Annotated in this window: 19 protein-coding genes and 2 pseudogenes; 7 read left to right on the top strand and 14 right to left on the bottom strand. The window is 42.7% G+C overall.

The window, feature by feature from the left end:
* Window positions 1-63: 63 nt before the first annotated feature.
* Window positions 64-567, bottom strand: a complete 504-nt coding sequence (locus tag J2X75_RS16240; RefSeq protein WP_310337888.1) for a hypothetical protein — start codon at window positions 565-567, stop codon at window positions 64-66.
* Window positions 564-935 carry a hypothetical protein gene (locus tag J2X75_RS16235; RefSeq protein ID WP_310337887.1) on the bottom strand — a complete coding sequence of 124 codons (372 nt, stop codon included), beginning with the start codon at window positions 933-935 and terminating at the stop codon, window positions 564-566. The genes J2X75_RS16240 and J2X75_RS16235 overlap by 4 nt, the downstream gene beginning before the upstream one ends.
* A gap of 98 nt (window positions 936-1,033) precedes the next feature.
* Here J2X75_RS16235 and J2X75_RS16230 point away from each other — a divergent pair, with 98 nt between their 5' ends.
* Together J2X75_RS16230 and J2X75_RS16225 are read left to right on the top strand one after the other, a co-directional pair.
* Window positions 1,034-1,366: a hypothetical protein gene (locus J2X75_RS16230; RefSeq protein ID WP_310337885.1), complete on the top strand. Its 333-nt coding sequence runs from the start codon at window positions 1,034-1,036 to the stop codon at window positions 1,364-1,366.
* Between the two features lie 141 nt (window positions 1,367-1,507).
* Window positions 1,508-2,041: a hypothetical protein gene (locus tag J2X75_RS16225; RefSeq protein ID WP_310337883.1), complete on the top strand. Its 534-nt coding sequence runs from the start codon at window positions 1,508-1,510 to the stop codon at window positions 2,039-2,041.
* A gap of 114 nt (window positions 2,042-2,155) precedes the next feature.
* On the opposite strand, the gene J2X75_RS16220 is transcribed toward J2X75_RS16225, so the two are convergent.
* Both J2X75_RS16220 and J2X75_RS16215 read right to left on the bottom strand, forming a co-directional pair.
* Window positions 2,156-2,452: a WXG100 family type VII secretion target gene (locus tag J2X75_RS16220; protein ID WP_105600972.1), complete on the bottom strand. Its 297-nt coding sequence runs from the start codon at window positions 2,450-2,452 to the stop codon at window positions 2,156-2,158.
* 42 nt (window positions 2,453-2,494) lie between these two features.
* Window positions 2,495-3,856: a lipase family protein gene (locus J2X75_RS16215; RefSeq protein WP_310337879.1), complete on the bottom strand. Its 1,362-nt coding sequence runs from the start codon at window positions 3,854-3,856 to the stop codon at window positions 2,495-2,497.
* A 148-nt stretch (window positions 3,857-4,004) separates the two neighbouring features.
* Between J2X75_RS16215 and J2X75_RS16210 the strand changes: the two genes are divergently transcribed.
* Complete coding sequence (locus J2X75_RS16210) at window positions 4,005-4,253, top strand: hypothetical protein (RefSeq protein WP_150366238.1); 249 nt, start codon at window positions 4,005-4,007, stop codon at window positions 4,251-4,253.
* A 340-nt stretch (window positions 4,254-4,593) separates the two neighbouring features.
* Here the strand turns inward: J2X75_RS16210 and J2X75_RS16205 are convergent, their stop codons facing one another.
* From J2X75_RS16205 to J2X75_RS16195, 3 genes are all read right to left on the bottom strand, one after another.
* Window positions 4,594-4,722, bottom strand: a complete 129-nt coding sequence (locus tag J2X75_RS16205) for a hypothetical protein (RefSeq protein ID WP_310337876.1) — start codon at window positions 4,720-4,722, stop codon at window positions 4,594-4,596.
* Window positions 4,723-4,745: 23 nt separating this feature from the next.
* Complete coding sequence (locus J2X75_RS16200; protein WP_310337875.1) at window positions 4,746-5,027, bottom strand: hypothetical protein; 282 nt, start codon at window positions 5,025-5,027, stop codon at window positions 4,746-4,748.
* A 240-nt stretch (window positions 5,028-5,267) separates the two neighbouring features.
* Window positions 5,268-6,557, bottom strand: coding sequence for a galactokinase (locus J2X75_RS16195; protein ID WP_310337873.1), 1,290 nt, complete (start codon window positions 6,555-6,557; stop codon window positions 5,268-5,270).
* 273 nt (window positions 6,558-6,830) lie between these two features.
* Between J2X75_RS16195 and J2X75_RS16190 the strand changes: the two genes are divergently transcribed.
* From J2X75_RS16190 to J2X75_RS16170, 4 genes and pseudogenes are all read left to right on the top strand, one after another.
* Entirely contained in the window at window positions 6,831-8,090 is a 1,260-nt protein-coding gene (locus tag J2X75_RS16190) for an MFS transporter (protein ID WP_310337871.1), read from the top strand.
* A gap of 59 nt (window positions 8,091-8,149) precedes the next feature.
* The gene (locus J2X75_RS16185; protein WP_310337869.1) at window positions 8,150-9,076 is read left to right on the top strand and encodes a DUF2268 domain-containing putative Zn-dependent protease; all 927 of its coding nucleotides are present in this window, start codon (window positions 8,150-8,152) and stop codon (window positions 9,074-9,076) included.
* Window positions 9,051-9,817: pseudogene (locus J2X75_RS16180) on the top strand (MerR family transcriptional regulator). Before J2X75_RS16185 ends, J2X75_RS16180 begins: the two are co-directional and overlap by 26 nt.
* Before the next feature lie 329 nt (window positions 9,818-10,146).
* Window positions 10,147-10,485: a hypothetical protein gene (locus J2X75_RS16170; protein ID WP_310337865.1), complete on the top strand. Its 339-nt coding sequence runs from the start codon at window positions 10,147-10,149 to the stop codon at window positions 10,483-10,485.
* A gap of 404 nt (window positions 10,486-10,889) precedes the next feature.
* Here the strand turns inward: J2X75_RS16170 and J2X75_RS16165 are convergent, their stop codons facing one another.
* The 7 genes and pseudogenes from J2X75_RS16165 to J2X75_RS16135 form a co-directional block, all read right to left on the bottom strand.
* Window positions 10,890-11,273, bottom strand: coding sequence for a hypothetical protein (locus J2X75_RS16165; protein WP_310337864.1), 384 nt, complete (start codon window positions 11,271-11,273; stop codon window positions 10,890-10,892).
* Window positions 11,274-11,501: 228 nt separating this feature from the next.
* Window positions 11,502-12,692: a matrixin family metalloprotease gene (locus J2X75_RS16160; RefSeq protein WP_310337862.1), complete on the bottom strand. Its 1,191-nt coding sequence runs from the start codon at window positions 12,690-12,692 to the stop codon at window positions 11,502-11,504.
* Window positions 12,693-13,217: 525 nt separating this feature from the next.
* Window positions 13,218-15,677: a DEAD/DEAH box helicase family protein gene (locus J2X75_RS16155; protein WP_310337860.1), complete on the bottom strand. Its 2,460-nt coding sequence runs from the start codon at window positions 15,675-15,677 to the stop codon at window positions 13,218-13,220.
* Window positions 15,661-15,986, bottom strand: a pseudogene (locus J2X75_RS16150) (nucleoside triphosphate pyrophosphohydrolase). Before J2X75_RS16150 ends, J2X75_RS16155 begins: the two are co-directional and overlap by 17 nt.
* A gap of 226 nt (window positions 15,987-16,212) precedes the next feature.
* Entirely contained in the window at window positions 16,213-16,710 is a 498-nt protein-coding gene (locus J2X75_RS16145; RefSeq protein WP_310337859.1) for a hypothetical protein, read from the bottom strand.
* Between the two features lie 138 nt (window positions 16,711-16,848).
* Entirely contained in the window at window positions 16,849-17,487 is a 639-nt protein-coding gene (locus J2X75_RS16140; RefSeq protein ID WP_310337857.1) for a hypothetical protein, read from the bottom strand.
* Window positions 17,484-18,614, bottom strand: a complete 1,131-nt coding sequence (locus J2X75_RS16135) for a WXG100 family type VII secretion target (protein WP_310337855.1) — start codon at window positions 18,612-18,614, stop codon at window positions 17,484-17,486. The genes J2X75_RS16140 and J2X75_RS16135 overlap by 4 nt, the downstream gene beginning before the upstream one ends.
* Window positions 18,615-18,754 lie beyond the last annotated feature (140 nt).

Genomic DNA, 18,754 nt, shown 5'->3' with positions numbered 1-18,754 from the left:
GTATGAAACGACGGCTAAGGGGTGTTTGTCTTGATGAAGGATTTATTTCGTTTGCAGTTCGGATTAGGTGGACCTAGGACTGCGAAGTTTCCATTCCATCAGCCAGCCTGTCAATATGGAGAAAGACAGGCCGAACAGCAGGATCGGCACGTTATAAAACAAGGTGTTTATGTACTGGTTCAGCCAACCAAAACGGTAAACGGCCGAATCCGGATCATTCGTAAATCCGTTGAGCTGGAGGTGTAGGTCGTTGATGGTGTGTAGCTCCCAAGCGACAGACAACACACACAGCAAGAGAGCCGCGAAGGGTACACAGGCATATATCTTCCCTCCCCAGCGCTGACGCTGATCATATAACCACCATTTGGACAAATTTGTCGTCCAGATACAGAGAATGAGAAAGGTCAGAAGAGATGGAGCTAACACCAGAAGTCCCAGGTTACCGTTACCAGACACCCCTCTACCCGGCTCATGCTGGAAGGTTAATCCACGTACAGCGCCGATCATGAGTACATTCCAGATAAGGAAGATGAAGTATGGCTTGTTGATTCTTTTTAAGCGACTCATATTTGTTTCCCCCTAATATAATCCATTACCCGCAACCGAGTAGTCAGGATTAACATCTGAGGAATAAGCACGAAGACAATGTACATAAGTACAATTAACCATAGATGTGCGGCAAAATGTTCTGCACCGAACGATGGTTTTGGACGTTCAATCCAATACCACCAACACGGGATGGCAATAAACCATGTCAGTCCCGTTGAGAGGAACATGTCTTTTACATCGCTCCATAGAAAGCAGAACAGCGCGACAAACAAAATGGGACCCGTCCAGGAATCCAATATTGGTCCCCAGCTCTGGAAGACAAAGATAATGGCAGGATACAGAAGATTAATGGTCCAGCGCCATATGTTATTAGTGTAAAGATTCATTAACTTCTCACCTCGTTACATTCCGTTGCAATTGTACTAGCAGAAAAATTAGAATAAAAGTGTCGTTAGAGTTTATCACCAAAAAGGAGAATGAAAGCTTGATCAAAACAAAACTTATGGCTCTATACTTACTTGTTTTTACACTTGCAATCGGAGGATGTTCTAGCCTGTCCACATCAGATAAGCAAAACATTCTTGAAAAAGCTACACCCGTCAGCATCCAATACATTAAGGAGTATTATGACGCAGACTTTGTCATCACGAGTCATGATATTGACGACCCTTCAGTCCATTCCCGCTTGTACCTGTATGGTCATGTAACAGGTCACGAAGATGAGCATATTACCGTTTCATATAACTATGACACACGTGAAGTCATCAGTGTGACAGGACCGGGTTGGTTCATCGATAGCCGCAATCCCAAAAAATAAGATCCGGCTACACTGCAATGATACATACAGTTAGCTCGTTCTTTGCCTTTGTTAATTATGGGAAAGAAATGAAAAGATGAAGCATGATTTTGAATACTATAGCTCATACTACCTTCAGGAAATTATTGAAGGAGTGACAGCATGAGGTTAAAAAGTATCATCGCCATTGGAGCCGTGTTAACCTGCTCGACTCTGTTATGGGGATGTGGTAACGGCACTGCGAATAATGCATCCCAGCAGCAAAATGACACTGTTCGGTCGGAAAGTTGGAACGACCCCAAACGACTGGAAGCTTCCCATCTTGAGGCGCTTGAGCGTATGGAGAAAGATCACATCCACCGAATGGTTTCGCTTAGCGCAAGTACAGATGGAGACAAGGTGATGACCACACTTGAACGGTCGAGTCAAAAGTTGGAGGAAATGAGACCGCTCGCCGAAATGCTCCAGCATGAAGGACATCCAGCATTATTACAGCGAATTCAGGACATGTCCGGAGATATCCAAGGTTCCAAATCCGTCATTGCTGAGATGAAAAATTTGCCTCAGGACGGTAAAATTAAGATCCAGTCTGAGAACTCCGATTCTTTGCATCACATCAGCAGCTTCCGCGATTACCACCAGTATATCCAAGAGAAAATTCAAACTTTGAACAAGAATAATACTGATTTACACTAATTAGTAATAGCTGCTTGCGCAAGTGACTTCAATCGATACATGAACGAAGCAACAATAGTTAGGTGGGAAGATTACTTCCTATCTGACTATTTACGTGTGAGCAGATATAGACAATCACTGTATCCTGCTGCGATTTCTTTGATCCTCTCTGTCCGCTTCCTCCATCTTGCGAATGTATTGCTTCAATTCCTCCTTATGAGCTTCAAGTTCAGTCAGTTTCACAGATGCTCCCTCTACAAAAGACTGCATCTTATAAGTTAACTCCTCTGCCGATCTTCCTACCCAGTCCTGCTGCAACCTCCCATGAATCGAACGCATCTTCTGTTCCTGTTGTACAAGTCGTTGCTGCAATTGTTCGCATTGTTGAACGGCTCTTCGTAAATCCGACAGGGATACGGATATTCTGCCCATGTCCACTTTCCTCCTGTTAATCTATCTATATAAATTCCATTATTATTTTTGCTGATCGGCGATTACGAAATCTTCTCTCTTTCGTTCAATATAATCTGCAATCTCACTTATGGATTCTTGGTACCAACGCTTAATTTGTTGCAAAGTAGCTGTTGCATTATAAGCAATAGGTGTAAAAGACTGACTTTCGCTCGTTGCTATATGGGTCTGGAACATCTGAAAAGAAGCTTGTGCATCGTTGGAAAATCCACTCAAACTCAGTCTCATTTCTCGAGCAGACTGCGCTAATTCTTCCGGTGTTAATTGAATCTTACCGCCACCAGAACTACCTACTCCAGATATAAACGAAGCTACTGCACCAGACATCACATTAGAGAACACAGCCATTGCTTTCTGATGTGCAGTCCATCTTGGAGAAATATCAAGCGTCTCTCCCGTACTCCGATCGATTAACGGGCCAATTAAGTTCCCCTCCTTATCAAACTCATATTGCTTCATGGAGTGGTACCCCTTGCCTTCGTCCTTGGAGAAGGAATCCAATAATCTAACGATATTTCCAATGTACAGCTTATCTAGATCTACATCTATTCCAACGTCATGAACCAACATCGGGGAGCCTGCACCGAGAGGTTGAAAAGGGACCTTTAACTGTAATTGAAACTTCCAGTTCTGATACATTGCATTAGCGGTATCAAAATCCTGTCCCTTGTACACCGTAAGTCCAACGTGCCTGTCATATTCACTTACTCCGCCAGCTCCTACAGAATCACTCGGATGAACCACATTAACCATTTTGTTGTCAAAGTGACCTTCATTCACCTTAGCCAAACTTATATCATCCAGCAGATTCATTACACTTGGAGCACTATACGTCATACCAGATACATCATGAAGAGCAGCTACATATTGAGCTAAACCACCGCCAAGAGAATGGCCTGTTAACGAAATATCTGAATCAGGATAAGCCTTCTGTACAGCCTCATACAATTCTTCAGCTTGATGAAACTGATTGTTTTCCCAACTTGAATTATCCATCATGAGTTTGAATGGACTATTTTTGAAGATATTATGACGCTCTGGGTCGGTTATGGAATCTTCAAGCTTTCTCGTTCTTCCTCCTACGACATCAAAAGCATCTGTCTCCCAATCCGCGAATTTATCTGTCAACTTCCCTTCTGGTTCAGTTCCTCGATAACCGATAATCACTTGGTTGGTTTTGGGATTCTCAAGTACTACTGCATCAAATCCAGAATATTTTCTGTGCAGCTTTGCTCCGTCAGGTTCAACTGTTCTCCAATCTTTATACTCTTCCTTGTCCAGAATATTACTTCTCCCTACGGGAACATCAGTATAAGCAAGTTCCGAAATTTTCATATATAATTCATCTGTTTTGTAGGCGTTCATAGGGACACCCTTTCTTCTATTTAGCAAAAGTTGTATAATGCACAATATCTAAACGACAACATTAGGAATATGAGGTGATAAATTGAAAAAACCAGCTATACTTTTTATACTAATGATCTGCGCGATCACACTCACTTTAGGAGGTTGTATGTCGAACGAGCAAAAAGAAATTGTACAAAAAGCCGAGATCGCAAGCCTAACTTATTTTAAAGAAACCTATGGAATTGATGTTGAGTTTACAGGCCACAAGTTCATTCCGTCTGACTTGTCTCATACGGTGTCACTGACAGGGTATGTAAAAGGAAATAAGACCCAAGAAATATTCTCAATGGTGGATTATGATACTTATGAAGTCAAAACAGGCTCAGTGCCCGAAGACATCAAACCTCTTAAGTAGTTTATAAGAAATATTAACTTTTAAAACTATAGGGCCTTGTACAGATACATGGCTCTTTCATATGTATGAATAGGGATTTCATAGCCTAATCTCATCCTCTTTTTTCCAAAGAAGTAGAATCATTATAGTCCATCTTCTGTTAATCGTGTATACGACATATAAGAAATGAGCACAAAGTCTTTATAAATTTCAGGCAGTAAATCATACACATTTTTAGTTATAGGACGTTGTTACCAGAATAATTTCAGCAATTTGCATAAATATGTGAAAGTAATGGTTTATTACTTTGTCAGGCAGCGACGCTCCATATACATCTTTCCACTCGTCACCGCCTCTACACTCATAATGCTAGCTCCTCACTCGAACCAGATACGTGAAATACGAAGCCCTCCTGTTTCATCAATTGGATTACGAGTAGCAGACACAGTAATTCACTGTACACCACCGCAGTCAGCGATCTTTCCTTCACACTTTTCCCTCTTCTCTACAGCTTCATTCCACCCACAACGATACCCAGATGAACATACTAAACAACAAGACTGGTGCAAGTGCTCCTGTGGCTAATATGATCCAAAGTGTCGCGGGCTTGATCTTTTGGCAGTATGCATCGATCTTACGCATTCGATCTTTGCGCCACTTGGCGAACCTTAGCTGTTTAATCATCCGATTGAGAACTATTTTCCGCTGCTCACCCTCTTCGAATTCATCGATCGCACGCCGCAACTCCTCGTATAATTGAGTCTCTTCCTGCCCAGCCACTGTAGGTGTAATCATCTGATCCTTCCTCCCATGAGAACATTATTGAGATACAGCCTCTCACCTAATCGAACCATCATCAATACGCCTGTATTCTAGTCACTACCAACCTAACTAAACCACTACTTAAATAACACATTACAGACCTTAAAAGTTTGAAGTTTTTTCAAAAATGGAATAACCCAAAAAGCCCGGGCATCGCCCGGACTTTTCTGAATTATAACTATAACTATTTATCTGAGTACTGTTTAGCCAGCATTAGGCGATCAATGCATTCAGGCATACCGCACCCTGCGCACGCACATTAACAACAATAATCGGTGTGTCCAACATGTCGTGCATCCATGACATATACTCTTCCACTTTTTCGTTCGGAAGAATTGTAAGAATAACCCCTGCGAATCCACCACCATGAATACGACAAGCGCCGTCACCTAGGTTTTGCAGATAATTCTCGGTCAGTGCCAGTGCGATGCCAATCTCCTGTTCCTTCACAGCACCACTCTGATATACATTCTGCAGCCACTTCCATGACGAGTTACCGGATGCTGTAATCAGTTTCAGGAAATCAGCAAAACGTCCATCACGCAACGCCTGAACCTCACCATCGACCCGATTATTTTCCTCCAGGAAATGAAGCGCACGCAGCACGGCACGATCCCCAGCCGCTTCACGAACCTTCTTGAGGTTGGCGTAGATTGTGTCTGCTGTAATTTCCCGAACATACTCACTGCCCAGCGCCTGAGCAACCGCTCTCATCTCATTGGGCACAGCCGCGTAATCTTCCGTTAGATCGGCGTGGTTGCCACCTGTATTCACAATGACCAATGAGTAACCATTCTGTTGGAAATCCCATTGAACTGGCTCGATAACCGGCTGTGCAGGATTTTCAAAATCAATGGCAATCAGTCCGCCGTACGCACAAGCCATCTGATCCAGCAGACCGGAAGGTTTGTTCCAATAATGGTTCTCCGCATACTGACCGATTTTGGCCAAAGTAACAACATCCAGTGCACCATCATTATAGAAGTGATTCAAAATCGTACAGATCAGCATCTCGAATGACGCCGAAGAACTCACCCCAGATGCCGAGAACACGTTACTGGAGAGGTACGCCTGGAAGCCGCCTACCTTATATCCGAATTCTCCAAATCCCGCAGCCATACCGCGAATCAATGCTGTTGTGCCATCGTCTTCCGTATTTGGCGTGAGGTCCGTGAGATCGATTACATATTTCTTGTCATAACCTTCTGAGTAAAAGGTAATAACCGACTCCGCAGTTGGTGCAGCCACTGCAATCGTATCCAGCGTAATGCTGCCCGCCAGCACTTTACCATGGTTATGATCCGTATGATTGCCGCCAATCTCACTGCGTCCTGCCGCGCTGAACAACTTGCTTCCTTCTTGTGCGCCAAAGTACTCTTCGAACGTTGCGTTCAGCTTCGTGTAACGTGCGGTCTGTTCCTCTACTTGTGATTGTCCATACATTTGGGCTAGTAACGCTTGGCCCTCCGTGGATTGGATCAGATTCAATGGTTGTGTCGTCATTAATAATCCTCCTATGGATGTGCAGCTTTTATTTTTGGGCTGTTGGTGAACATGGTTGTCGCATCTGTTTCATGCCTTATTCCTCTCCCATTATCTCAGCTTCACAGCGGAAAAGGTAGGGTAGAATTGAAAGTTTGTAAGCGTTTTGTGAAGTTATTTATTGTAAAAATAGGATTGAAATCCATTTTGCAATAACTTACATTGTTATTAAGTGAAAACACATTATTTCCCATTCTTATTATAGCTATGCTTTACATCTTGTTGGTGGAGGGAATGATGAAAATTAAGTCGAACTATACCAAGTTATTCGGTGCATTCTCGCTTACTTTTTTGGGTGATGGTCTTACAATTGCTGCCGTTCCCTGGCTCATTTCAACACTTACAAGCGATACGCTGTATGCCTCTGTCACCATGACGGCACTTCGTTTACCCTGGCTTCTCTTCAGTCTGCCCGTGGGTGTTCTCATCGACCGATACTCACGCAAACATATGCTGATTGGGGCAGGCTTTACGCGAATGTTGCTTCTGCTTGGACTGACGTTATGTATCTGGGGAGGATGGGTGAGCATTCCGATTCTGGCTCTGTTCATGTTTGGAATTGGTCTTAGCCGAGTCGTATTCGACAGCACAGTACAGACGGTCATCCCACAACTTGTAGATGAAAGTAAGTTGGAGAAAGCGAATGGGCAGTTCACCGCAGGACAGTTAATCACAAGTGATATTCTGGGCGTTGCTCTGGGAGGGTTTATCATCACCCTGCATATTGTTTTTCCTTTTGCCATAGACGCTGTAACGGCTGTTATTGCTCTGCTCTTTTTGATCAGTTTGAAGGGAAACTTCTACCCAGGGGATACGGAAACAACCAAGAAGCAAGTTCGCCCGATGAAGAATTGGAAACGCGAGATGTGGTCCGGTATTCAATATGTCTATCATGATCGTTTTCTGCGTGGTCTAGCCATTCTGTCCGTCACCATTACGCTGATGTATTCCATCATTCTGGCTACTCAGATTTTCTTTGTACGAGATGTGCTTCAGTTGGATGCTTTTGCATTCGGTATCCTCATCTCCATCGCAACCATCGGCAGCATTGTAGGTAGCCAGGCTGTTGCATATATGCGTAAGAAATGGAGCACAAAACAGTTAATTATCTCCTCCATTCTGTGCATGGGAATCATCTACGGTGTGGTGGGTCTTACTACTAATGCGTACTTAGTAGGCAGTCTGTACTTCTGTGCTGCATTTTTCATTATTGTCTACAACGTTACCCGTTCCTCCATCCTGCAACGTTCCGTTCCTAATGAGATGCTTGGCCGGGTCGGAAGTGTGTTTCGCTTTCTGTCCTTTGGCATTAGTGCCGTTGGTACGCTTCTCGGTGGGCTATTGGTGCGGGTTAGTGAAACGACGTTCGATCGCGTATTCTCGCTGCAACTCCCTTATCTCTTGCTAAGCTTGATCTATATCCTGTCTGGTCTGGTATTTACCATAAAGATGAAGAATCATTCAGAGAACCAGCAGCCTAACATCAACGCTTGACTGTTACGTTAGGTCATACTTGATAATGATCTCAAGCGAATAAGAAGGAGAGATTAAGGATGAAGATTACCGCGTTGCGTTCAGATCAAATCTATGAAGAGATCATCCAGGCTGCACCCGATGAGAAATTGGAGTTATACCGCGAGCGTATGATGGGTCCCTTTATGAACAAATGGAACATACAACAGATCCCGTTTCGATCTCAAGAGCCTAATGGCTTCGACGTGATCATGATGAATAACTTTATGAATATCGCTCCCGCAGATATCACACCTGAGATTAACGAATCGTTAGCTGCGATCTCGTCTGAAACATTTTGGCAACAGTGTCATGAAGCTGTTCATACGAGTCTATCCACCTTTATAGAGCACGGAATTGAGCTATCGGTCTCCGAATATCTATATACCATTTTATTGGGTGATAAGAATAGCCCTTCACTGACCATGAACGAAGGTATCAGCGGAGACGGTGGAATCCCCGGTTACATTATTGCGAACCTGATTCCAAATAGATATACTCTACCTCGTATGCAATCCGTGTTAGCCCATGAATGCAATCATAATGTGAGGTACCAATATATCCAGTGGAATCCACAGATTACGCTTGGCGAGATGGTTGTTAGCGAGGGGTTGGCCGAGAGCTTTGCGACATCCCTGTATGGAGCAAAGTTGCTAGGCCCTTGGGTAGCCAAAACGGATATGGAGACTTTGAATACCGTAATCAAACCAAAAATGAAAGACCAGCTGCATGTCACCGGTTTTGACCAGATTAATCCGTATCTATACGGCGATGAACTTGCTATCATGCAAAACTTCACGCCCGTAGGTATGCCCTATGCGGCTGGCTATGCCTGCGGTTATCACCTAATTCAATACTACTTGAACAAAACAGGTACACCGATCACCGAAGCAACTATTACTCCGGCAAGTGTTATTCTTGCTGAAACAAAGGACTTTTGGAATGAAGACACCCTATTTCACCGTTAAAGATATTATTCAGATCACAGGCATCACCAAACGCGCATTACATTATTACGATAAAACAGATCTATTGAAACCGAGCAAAGTCGAGGACAATGGCTATCGGTATTACGATCAAGAGGCACTGGGGAATCTGCAAATGATTCTGTTGTTCAAAGAAATGAATTTCTCCTTGAAAGACATTGCAGCCATGATGCAACTCTCCAAAGGTGAACAAAAAAATATTCTAAGAGAGCATCGCAGTACACTCGTTCAACGCAAACAAAAACTCGAAACCATCATCGACCAGTTGGACGAGTATGTGGATGGGACGGATATCTCTCATCTTCATCTGTTTGACGACTCTTCCATCCTGTCTATCCAGCAACAATATGAATCTGAGGCAAAGTTCATCTACGGAGATACCGAGAAATATCAGGAATTTGAAGCCAATGTGAGCCAGCTGTCTGCGGAAGAGCAAGAACAAGCCTACCAGCAGTTCTCGGTTAACATGGAGCAGATATTTCGGGAGTTGGCGAAGCATCAGGATCTGAGTCCTGCTTCTGGTGAGGTTCAAGCGTTAGTCGTAAATGGAAGAGTTGCCTGGAACAGTTTATGGTCTGTGATGATGAGATTCTGAGGTGTATCGCAGAAGCCTATACGACGGATCGCCGCTATGTAGGTTATTTTAATCAGTTTGGTGATGGGGACTTTTTGAGGTTTTTGTATCAAGCGATTATGGTTTATGTGGAGGGTGAGGAAGCATAAGTTGCTTTCAAGCTCCTCCAGACGCGGTAACACGACAAGCGATTAATTACACCCGTTCCTAGAATCCAACGCTCCTTGTCTTTTTTGCCCATAACTTGTCAAGCTTATAAGTTACGGAGGACTGTCTGACACAGAGGAACAAGAATATCATCAGAAGGCGATTACCATTTCGATTCGCCTTTTTTTTGTGAATTTAATCTATTTTATAATATTTCTGAAACTTTTCTTGATTTATTTTGTTATATATTATTAGAGTTGGAAAATGATTTCATATATATTATGTTACATACAATCATTTTCTGCTTAAATAATTTTAGGAGAGTGAAGAAATGTTTCAGGGCAAGGTGAAATTGTTTGGATTAAGCTTGCCTGCATCTCTTATGTTCACAGTGACTAGCACATCTTTGTATGCAGCTCCTATTGAACCAAAAGAAGGGCTGTTTTTTGCTACAACCGAAGAAAGCACAGACACAGCAAAATGGGTAATTACACCAGATTGGTTACAGAATCTTCAGTCAACAGATAACTTTCAACTCGGCACCAGTTGGAAGGCAGCTTCTGCATATCCTTATACAGGACTCCAAATAAGCCATGTCACGGAATGGCACAGTGCTGTTGAACACATGTTTGATTTAAGTAACACATTTAACTTAGGGTATAATTGGTAATGAATAATTTCCAAAAAATTGTATCTGTTTTACTGGTGCTGATAACTGTCTTACTGAGTCTTATCTATTCTGAAATGAGGCATAGCAACAAAGTACAAGACGGTATTCATAAATATTTGTATAATGCTGACTAAAGCATAAACCCCATTAAATTTCTGTTTTCAAGGAAGCTTAGTAAACACTAGGCTTCCTTTCCTTTGTCCTTAAAGGTATACCTTTAAGGATTATATGTACGCCTAATATGGTCGCACTCTTACGAACATGTAATGTAATGTAATATAATTCTAACTTTTCTTTAAGGGTAGTAAAATCAGAAAAAACAGGACAAAAAAAGCCCTAATAAGGGCTTTTAAAATTATTATAAAATACTTTACCAGTGTTTGGGTGATCCACAAATACTTTCTTTAACTTTCTCTTGTCGGAGTATGAGTAGCGATTCTCCATTGACCTTTCTCATAGGTTAAAGTTATTTTTGCAGAGAGCGAACCCTCATTGGAACGATACTTACTGACCTCTATGGTAATGTTATTATCTGACTGTTGCTCCTGCTTTTCAATTTTCAGTAAAACCCCTTTAAGCTTGCTTTCAGACTGTTCAGACAGTCCTTCTTCAACCAATTCTTCATAGGTTAGGTTATATATCTTTACATTATATTTGCTTTGAAGGTAATCCTCGATGCTTTTTTTATCAGAATCCTTTATTGGAAGTCCTTTATCGAAATCCAATGAGATATACTCCATGTTTTCATTAAGAGCCTTATCTGTTGATATTAATTCATCCAACGCCACACGATAAGGTTCACCTAGTTCATTCTGCTGACTTGAGTCAGTAACACCACTTCCGCAAGCTGACAGTAAAAAAACCGCTACAACACTGAGAATAAAATATATTGACTTTACTTTTATGACAATCCCCTCCTTGGTACTCGTTACCTAATAAACGTAATAAAAACCATAAATGTTGCATTTTAATTTAAAAAGCAGCCCACTCGGACTGCTTTTTTTATACCGTTCAAGTTAAATATTACTTTCTTGACCTTCTGGAAGATATAATTTCGGAATGTTATTTAATTTGTTATATTTTTCGATCAAATTAATTTCATTCTGAATATTGTTAAGATCCAAACTGTGAGTATTTGTACTATTTTTGGCTACGCCTTGTGACTGTGACTGGATACCAGATTCAAACTTTCCTTGAGCTTGTCCTACCAAATAATAGCCGAAATCGTTCTTATCCGGTCTCGATCCTTTATTGCCAGTAAGAAATACAATAGCTTCTTCTCCAATTTTAAATGTAGAAGAGGCTTCTTCATTAAGGGTGTAAATCATATTATCTGTTTCCCCACCCTTAACCCGTATTGTTACTGTTTCACCAGGTTCTCCTTTATAAACAGTTTGAACCCGAATGGTAGTATCTGTGACAGGGAATCCTTCAAAGTCTTTTTTCACTTCTTGAGAAATAACTGTTCCAGACACAATAACATCAGCTTCATTTACAAGCTGATTCTTATCAAATTGAATAACTTCAGCTTCAGAATGAACAACAACCTTATCACTAAGATCTGAATTGGAGCTTTCATCATCATTTGTTCTCAGTGAATTAGTTAACCATCTCGACACTGAAGCTTGGGCTGCCTCCCGATCAGCAGTTGTCAACGTTCTCTTGTAGTCTGTATTCAATGATCCCTCGCCAAACATGGTATCTTCATAAATCGGAGAATGCCCTACACGAAGAGAATGACCGAATTCATGAGTCATCGTACTTTGAATATCACGATAATTTGGTTTTGGAGAGTTGGACCAGTTGTGGCTGCTTTTAACTCTTATATCTGATTCAATTACTTTTCCGGCAGAATTGAGATAAGGCACATGTTCGCCGGTAAACCCATCAGCTCCGTAAGGATATTTTGTTATAGTATTGATGTTGTTTTGGCTTGGTGTCGAATCATTGGTATCTGAAGCCGATTTGTAAAGGAAGCTGCCTGAAGGCAATGCGTTATTCCATTGGCTCATTGCAGTTTGCATTTGTGTTTTGGTAGTAGAATCAAAAGTAGATTGGATAGAATAAGTGACACTTGATCTTCCCTGTGGCCAATAGTTAGGGTACAAATCATGACTGTAGGCAGCGAAAGACGTTCCTGCGCTACTCATTAACAAAAGTAATGAGCCAGCTATAATTAAAGGTTTTTTCAATTGTTTTTTAGACATCTTTTTTCCCCTCTCAATAAGTCTAGAATTTAGTAGCTTAAAAATAACGTGATCTGAAATGAGCTCGAACCTTAGATCATACAGAATCCAAAGAGCACCTCCCTTCAAAGGTTCCCCGTGAAATGCTTATAAAGCATTGTGTTCTATATTCTAAGTTGTGCTAGGCTTTACTAAGCAAAAGGGCACATACCATATATACCCTACAAAAAAAGGTACAAGTTTCATTAAAATGTTATTTTTTATCTAATTCGCAATCTTTAAGAAAAAAAAGGGCGATTTTCTCCCCCCCCTTACCTTTATGGTATTTTTTCCGGGCTTTATTTGGCAGCTTGAAAAGATATACCTTTAAGACCCGTGAGGTGTATAGTATCAGTGAAAATGGAGATCACGATCACATGGTTTCATGCTACAAAGTAGTATTTCTTGATTCCGAAATGGTTCCAATTGCTTCATATATCTTTTCAAAAAAAGATGGGGGTACTATCAAGGAATATCATCGATGATAATTTAGTTATAAAAATATTACTAAACTCTTAATGTAACCGCTACTGTCCCACGTTCAAAATACGCATGCAACCGATACAGACAAATCTCCTTCGTCCAGCGATATAACACCGCCTGTTCCTCCGCATCCTGCACCTGCACATTCAGCGAAAACACGCCATCCTCGAAACGCGTCATACTCCCCTTCGCCCTGCTCCACATAGACATCGGCATATCAATAATCAGTTTCTCAATCCGTGTTGCCGTCCTCTCGTTCCATACCCAGAGCGCAAGCTTTTCCTTGTCTGAAAAGTCCTTCCGTTTCCGGTATTCCTTCTCCGTCAGGTACGTATGGAAAAATCTCGCCATCTCCCCCGGCGTGATCGGGTCCATCCAGTGCGCTTCGCCTCGCTCCAGCATGTATAGTAGCACGATCATCTTGTAGCTTTTGTTCATAATCGTCTTCTCCACATCACGCAGCCAAGCCTCGTGCCGGACGTACATCTCTCCCTCATATGGGGTCAGCAGCTCTGCCCAATACAGAAACCCAACATATGAGCCAAATTCGCTCCGATACCCGACACTCTTCGAACGCCCCATGAGGTGCAGCTCCAGATACGTCGGAATACGCCCCAGTTCTCGCTTCACATCCAGAGAATCATGATGCAATTTCTCGCGGCGTGGTAACCGTTTGCGGCTCAGCTCCTGAAGCAGGTCCACTACACGGGTCTCCAGATGAATCCCACAGTTAGCCGGAACTTCAGGCACAGCCGAATCCATCGTTTTTCCGCTGCATTCCTCGTCTCCGCGCACATCCAGAAGGCTCAGCTTCACATCCGCATTCCGGTAGTTTCCGATCAGGTCGATGATGACACAATGCGATTTGCCTTCCGCCAGCCGCAGACCACGCCCCACCTGCTGGGTAAACACCGTGAGCGACTCCGTTGGACGCACGAACAATAGCTTATCCACACGTGGAATATCCGTACCTTCGTTGAACAGATCCACCGTCAGCACAACCTCCAGCTCACCCGCATCAAGCTGCTGAATGGCTTCCTCCCGCGACATCTCCGATGTACGTGAATGCAGACTAAGTACCTTCACACCCTGACTTCGGAAATACGCAGCTAAATAGTCCGCCTGACGGATCGACGAGCAAAAACCAATCGTTCTCGTCTGTTTGTGCCGGGACCAGGCTGCATAGATCGTCTCTACGTGCTCCTCTTGCAACTGAACGGCCATGAGCTGTTCCTCATCATACTTTGTCCCGATCCAGCGAATCTGCGAATAATCCGTATCGTCGAATACTCCGTAATATTGAAATGGCGCCAGCCATCCTCGTCGGATTGCTTCGATAAAATGCATCTGGTAAGCCACATTCCCATCACAGAGCGCATACACATCCTTGCCATCCAGTCGATCCGGGGTCGCCGTAATGCCTAGCAGGAACTTCGGCTGAAAATGCTCAATCACCGACATATACGTCTTCGCCGCCGCATGATGGAATTCGTCCACCACGATCAGATCAAATGCATCCATTGCAAAACCATCCCGGTGCTTCTGCATACTCAGCGTAAAGATCGAAGCATACACACAATCCGCCGCCCCATCCTTATACTGCCCGTTATATATCCCATGACTGCGCTCCGGCATGATCCGTTGAAAAGACTTCTTTGCCTGGAACAGAATCTCTTCCCGATGCGCCACAAACAACACCCGCTGGAACCGCTGGGCGAAGAAACCCGCCAGATACGTTTTGCCGAGCCCGGTCGCCATAACTACCATCGCCTTGTCGTACTGCTCCTCCATCGTGCCATGAAGTGCTTCGAGGGCATCCAACTGCGCAAAGCGCGGTTGAATCGGCACCAGTGACAGCTCGGCGGTCTCTTCCTCTTTGTCCTCTGGCAGACCCGTCCCAAACTCCGCTTCTTCCATCTCCGTAATGCGCTGGATCATCTCCGGATTCTTCTGGTGATATTTGCGGTACTCTTCCTCATACAGTTCAATCGAATCCGGGTTCACCGGCAAGGTTGTCTCGTGGTAGAAGCTCTGCATGAACTTGTCCAACGCCATCTGGAACGTATACGGCTCCGCCTCCGCATTCATCGCGAGATTCCATTCATACCCCGTCTTCAGCGCCGTGAACGAAAAGTTTGACGAGCCGACGATCAGTAGTCCTTCCCCGTTGTCATGATCGAACAGATACGCTTTCGGGTGAAAAGAAGTCCCCATACTTCGCCACAGCCGTGTCTCGATTCGTGGATCAACCTTACACAGCGCCCGCAATCCTTCTGGCTGTGTTATGTACAGATAATCTCCTGCGAGCATCCGTACTTCTGCCCCACGCTCAGCCGCCCGCTTTAAGTGCGGGGCCAGCAGTTTCACCCCGGACTGCATGATAAAGGACGTCATAATATAAATCCCGGATGCATGCTGCATCCGGGAAATGAGTTCGTCTGCCAAGTTATCTGTAATGAGTTTAACGTTAAGCTTCGTCGACATCGATCAGATACACTCTCTCCTGAAATCCACCGCGTGCCTCAGCCTTATCCGCCCGTAGCTTATCCAGCTGTGCCGCATTCGCACCATGCACCTCTGCCAGCGCCCGGATAACCTCCAGCATGTCGGCTAGTTCTTCCAACGCTTCCTGATCAGTTCCTGCACTTAAGTACTCATTCGATTCTTCTTGCAGCTTTGTTCTTAGTTCTTGCTTATATTCCTCCGGGTCCAGAATGCGCGTCCGGCATTCCTTACCGCTGGATGTGATAATATGCGGATCTCGTCCCGCACCAATTTGTTGTATGTAGGCATGTGGTATAACATCCTTTCTGCTGTGAGAGCCTTCAAGCCTCGCGCCAGAATCTCCCTTTTTGCCATTATACCATTTGCCATGGGAAGAGATAGGCTGATTTTGTAAAGCAGTAGATTGGATTCAAGAGATGAAAATAGCCCATGACTACTCGTATTCGAGTTGAAATGGGCTTTCAGTAATTCGTAATGTTAATTGTTCGGCATCCTACACTGGTTCATAAGAATTCTAAGCCAACAGTTTTGCAATAATAGTTTTCATATCCATCATTTCTTTATCAATCTCGACCAAGCAAGTGTCATCATCCATAGCTGGTTCATAACCGATTCTAACCTTCTCAATTGAATACTTGTTCTTAATATTAAGAATATACTCTATTAATTTCTGAGCTTTTAACATCGTCTCTGGTTTTTCTCCGCTGAACAATTCCTCTTCAGGAAAATTCATAACGATATCTCCAGATTCCTCATCGAATGAAAATACAATCATCACGTCGTTATAGGTATGACCTAGGTTAAGCTGAGATAATAATATATTCCCCGTTCCCTTAGGAGAAAGAATCTCTTCAAGGCTTTCTATTTGCTGAAATCCAATATCGTTTTCACTACGGTTATCATAAAAGTGAGAACTTTGGATCTGATCCACCTGAATGTTTAAATCATTCTTAATGAATTGATCTAAATTGTTTTTGTTAAAATCAATTAAAATCATTTCCATGAAGTCCATAGCCAAACCTTCTTACATCATATAATCTTTTCATGTAATTCCAATGTGACAATAATTCGGTATTGTAGATGGATATATCAGCCGGCTCAATAACTTTTGGTTATAGGACTTACATGGATCGTCCATCCACCACTCCTATTATGATGCGAAGTAGTTACTGGCAATTTCGGTTAAATCATCATTCCCTAGCTCGATGTTGGTCAGGTAGTACACAAAGAAATCGTTAATATCTTCCTCTTGAAATAAACTCAAATATTTGAATGCAGTCCATAAAATATCATCTTCTGAATAAAGATCATCACTCAGCTTTGTTTTTGCAAACCGAATTACTTCCTTCGTATAAGTTCCACATTTAGCTCTTATAAATGCATTAAGGACAAAATGAATCTCATCATGATTGTCACTCTCCAGAATATTTGTTATCTCGGAAGCTTCTAATTCTTCTAAGTATACTCTGGATTTGACTTGCTTGAATGCACGTAACGCATTAGGTTCATCATTGTAGAAATCTTCCCAGAAGGTTAAATATGCAATTTCCTCGGGCAGTCTAGTAGATGATTGATTGGGCTTATTTAATACAATCCATTCACCACTAAGTTTGTCTGAGATCACATTAAATAGTGTCGCATCATAAGAAAGAATCCGATTAGCATCATTTTCAATTCTGTAATACTGCTCTCCAGACGGAATAGACTCTATTTCAAATACTGTATATTTTTTATCAATAGATATATCTATTTGCATCTCCGATTTATTTTTAAGTTGTACTCTCATCATCTCACTCCAGTTATGTTAAAGTTACCATCTAGATCAATGATCCAAAACAAGTCATCTTCGTCCTCCCTAAGCTTCCTAGGTTTGGATACTTTCAACTTCAAGTCAAAAGTGCTCAGCTCTCCAGTTTTTTGATTTTGGTAGAAGTGAACTTCTCCCTTTCCATAGGGAGTCTCATATTGTTGTTTGGATGTCATTTTTGCCCAATCCTCTATTTTACTACCATTGCTTGTTAACGTTTTTCTAGCCTTTTCATCCCATAGATTCTCGCCTCTAATTATAACTTCCGAATTGGACATCACATCTTTTTTTAGAAGAGTTTGTTTGTATTGAGTATACTGGTGCACATCTTGTGCTCCCCATCTCCCTCCGTTAGAACTCTTCATCACGTTATCAGAATTAGATAGATAACCTCCGGGTGATACTTCATGTTTAGAGTTCGGAAACTTCAATCCTTCTTTCGGAACCTTATAACCCTTATTATACGTTCCTGAAAAAGCCAACACGAGCTTAGCAGCCTGTAAACCTCCTATAGAAACTGCTGCTTGCCATGCAGGTATGGATTCTCCAGTTACGGGATGATGACCTTCCTTAAATGCGCTAATCTGTTCATCATATATATCCACACCGCCAGACTCCGGTTGCTTCGGTCCAGCTCTCATTTCTTCATAGGTGCCACCCTGTTCCCAATACTTAACAAACTCCTTTTGCCCTGGCATACCATCCTCCGCTTCACTCGCAGGCATGTTAACTCCAAACAAAGGATTATATACCATTCGTCTTTGTTCTTCTGTGTTACTTATATTATGGTTCATCATTATATGGGCAGCAATCTGTCCAGCAACGGCTCCCAAGCTCACCTGTTCCTGATCTGCTTGGTCGAATCTCTCGGCGATCGCGAACAGATCTTGGGATGACTTAACCATACTTTCCAGTGCTCGATCAAGTACTGAACGTGACTGCTGAAAATCATAGAAAAACCGTTCCTGCGTTGCTCCCGCCCACTGAGACTGGATGAATCCGATCCGTGCAGTCAGGTCATTACGTATACCTTCCAACTGCTGCCTGCCTTGCTCAATCTGTTTAGATACATGCAACAGTTGCTCTGGTGTTAATTTAATTGTACTCATATTATTCTCCGCCGTTAGAATTAGGATTTTACCATGTTAGCAGAAGCTTCGTGTATATACATCCTTCTAACATCCTGATTTTTCCTTTCTCACCATAACAATATTTCCAACAACGTACTTCATAGGTCCTAATTCAAAGG

Origin of the sequence: Paenibacillus sp. 2003 (assembly GCF_031455635.1) — a bacterium.
GTDB classification, from domain to species: domain Bacteria; phylum Bacillota; class Bacilli; order Paenibacillales; family Paenibacillaceae; genus Paenibacillus; species Paenibacillus amylolyticus_B.
This window is presented reverse-complemented; position numbering and strand designations above follow the sequence as displayed.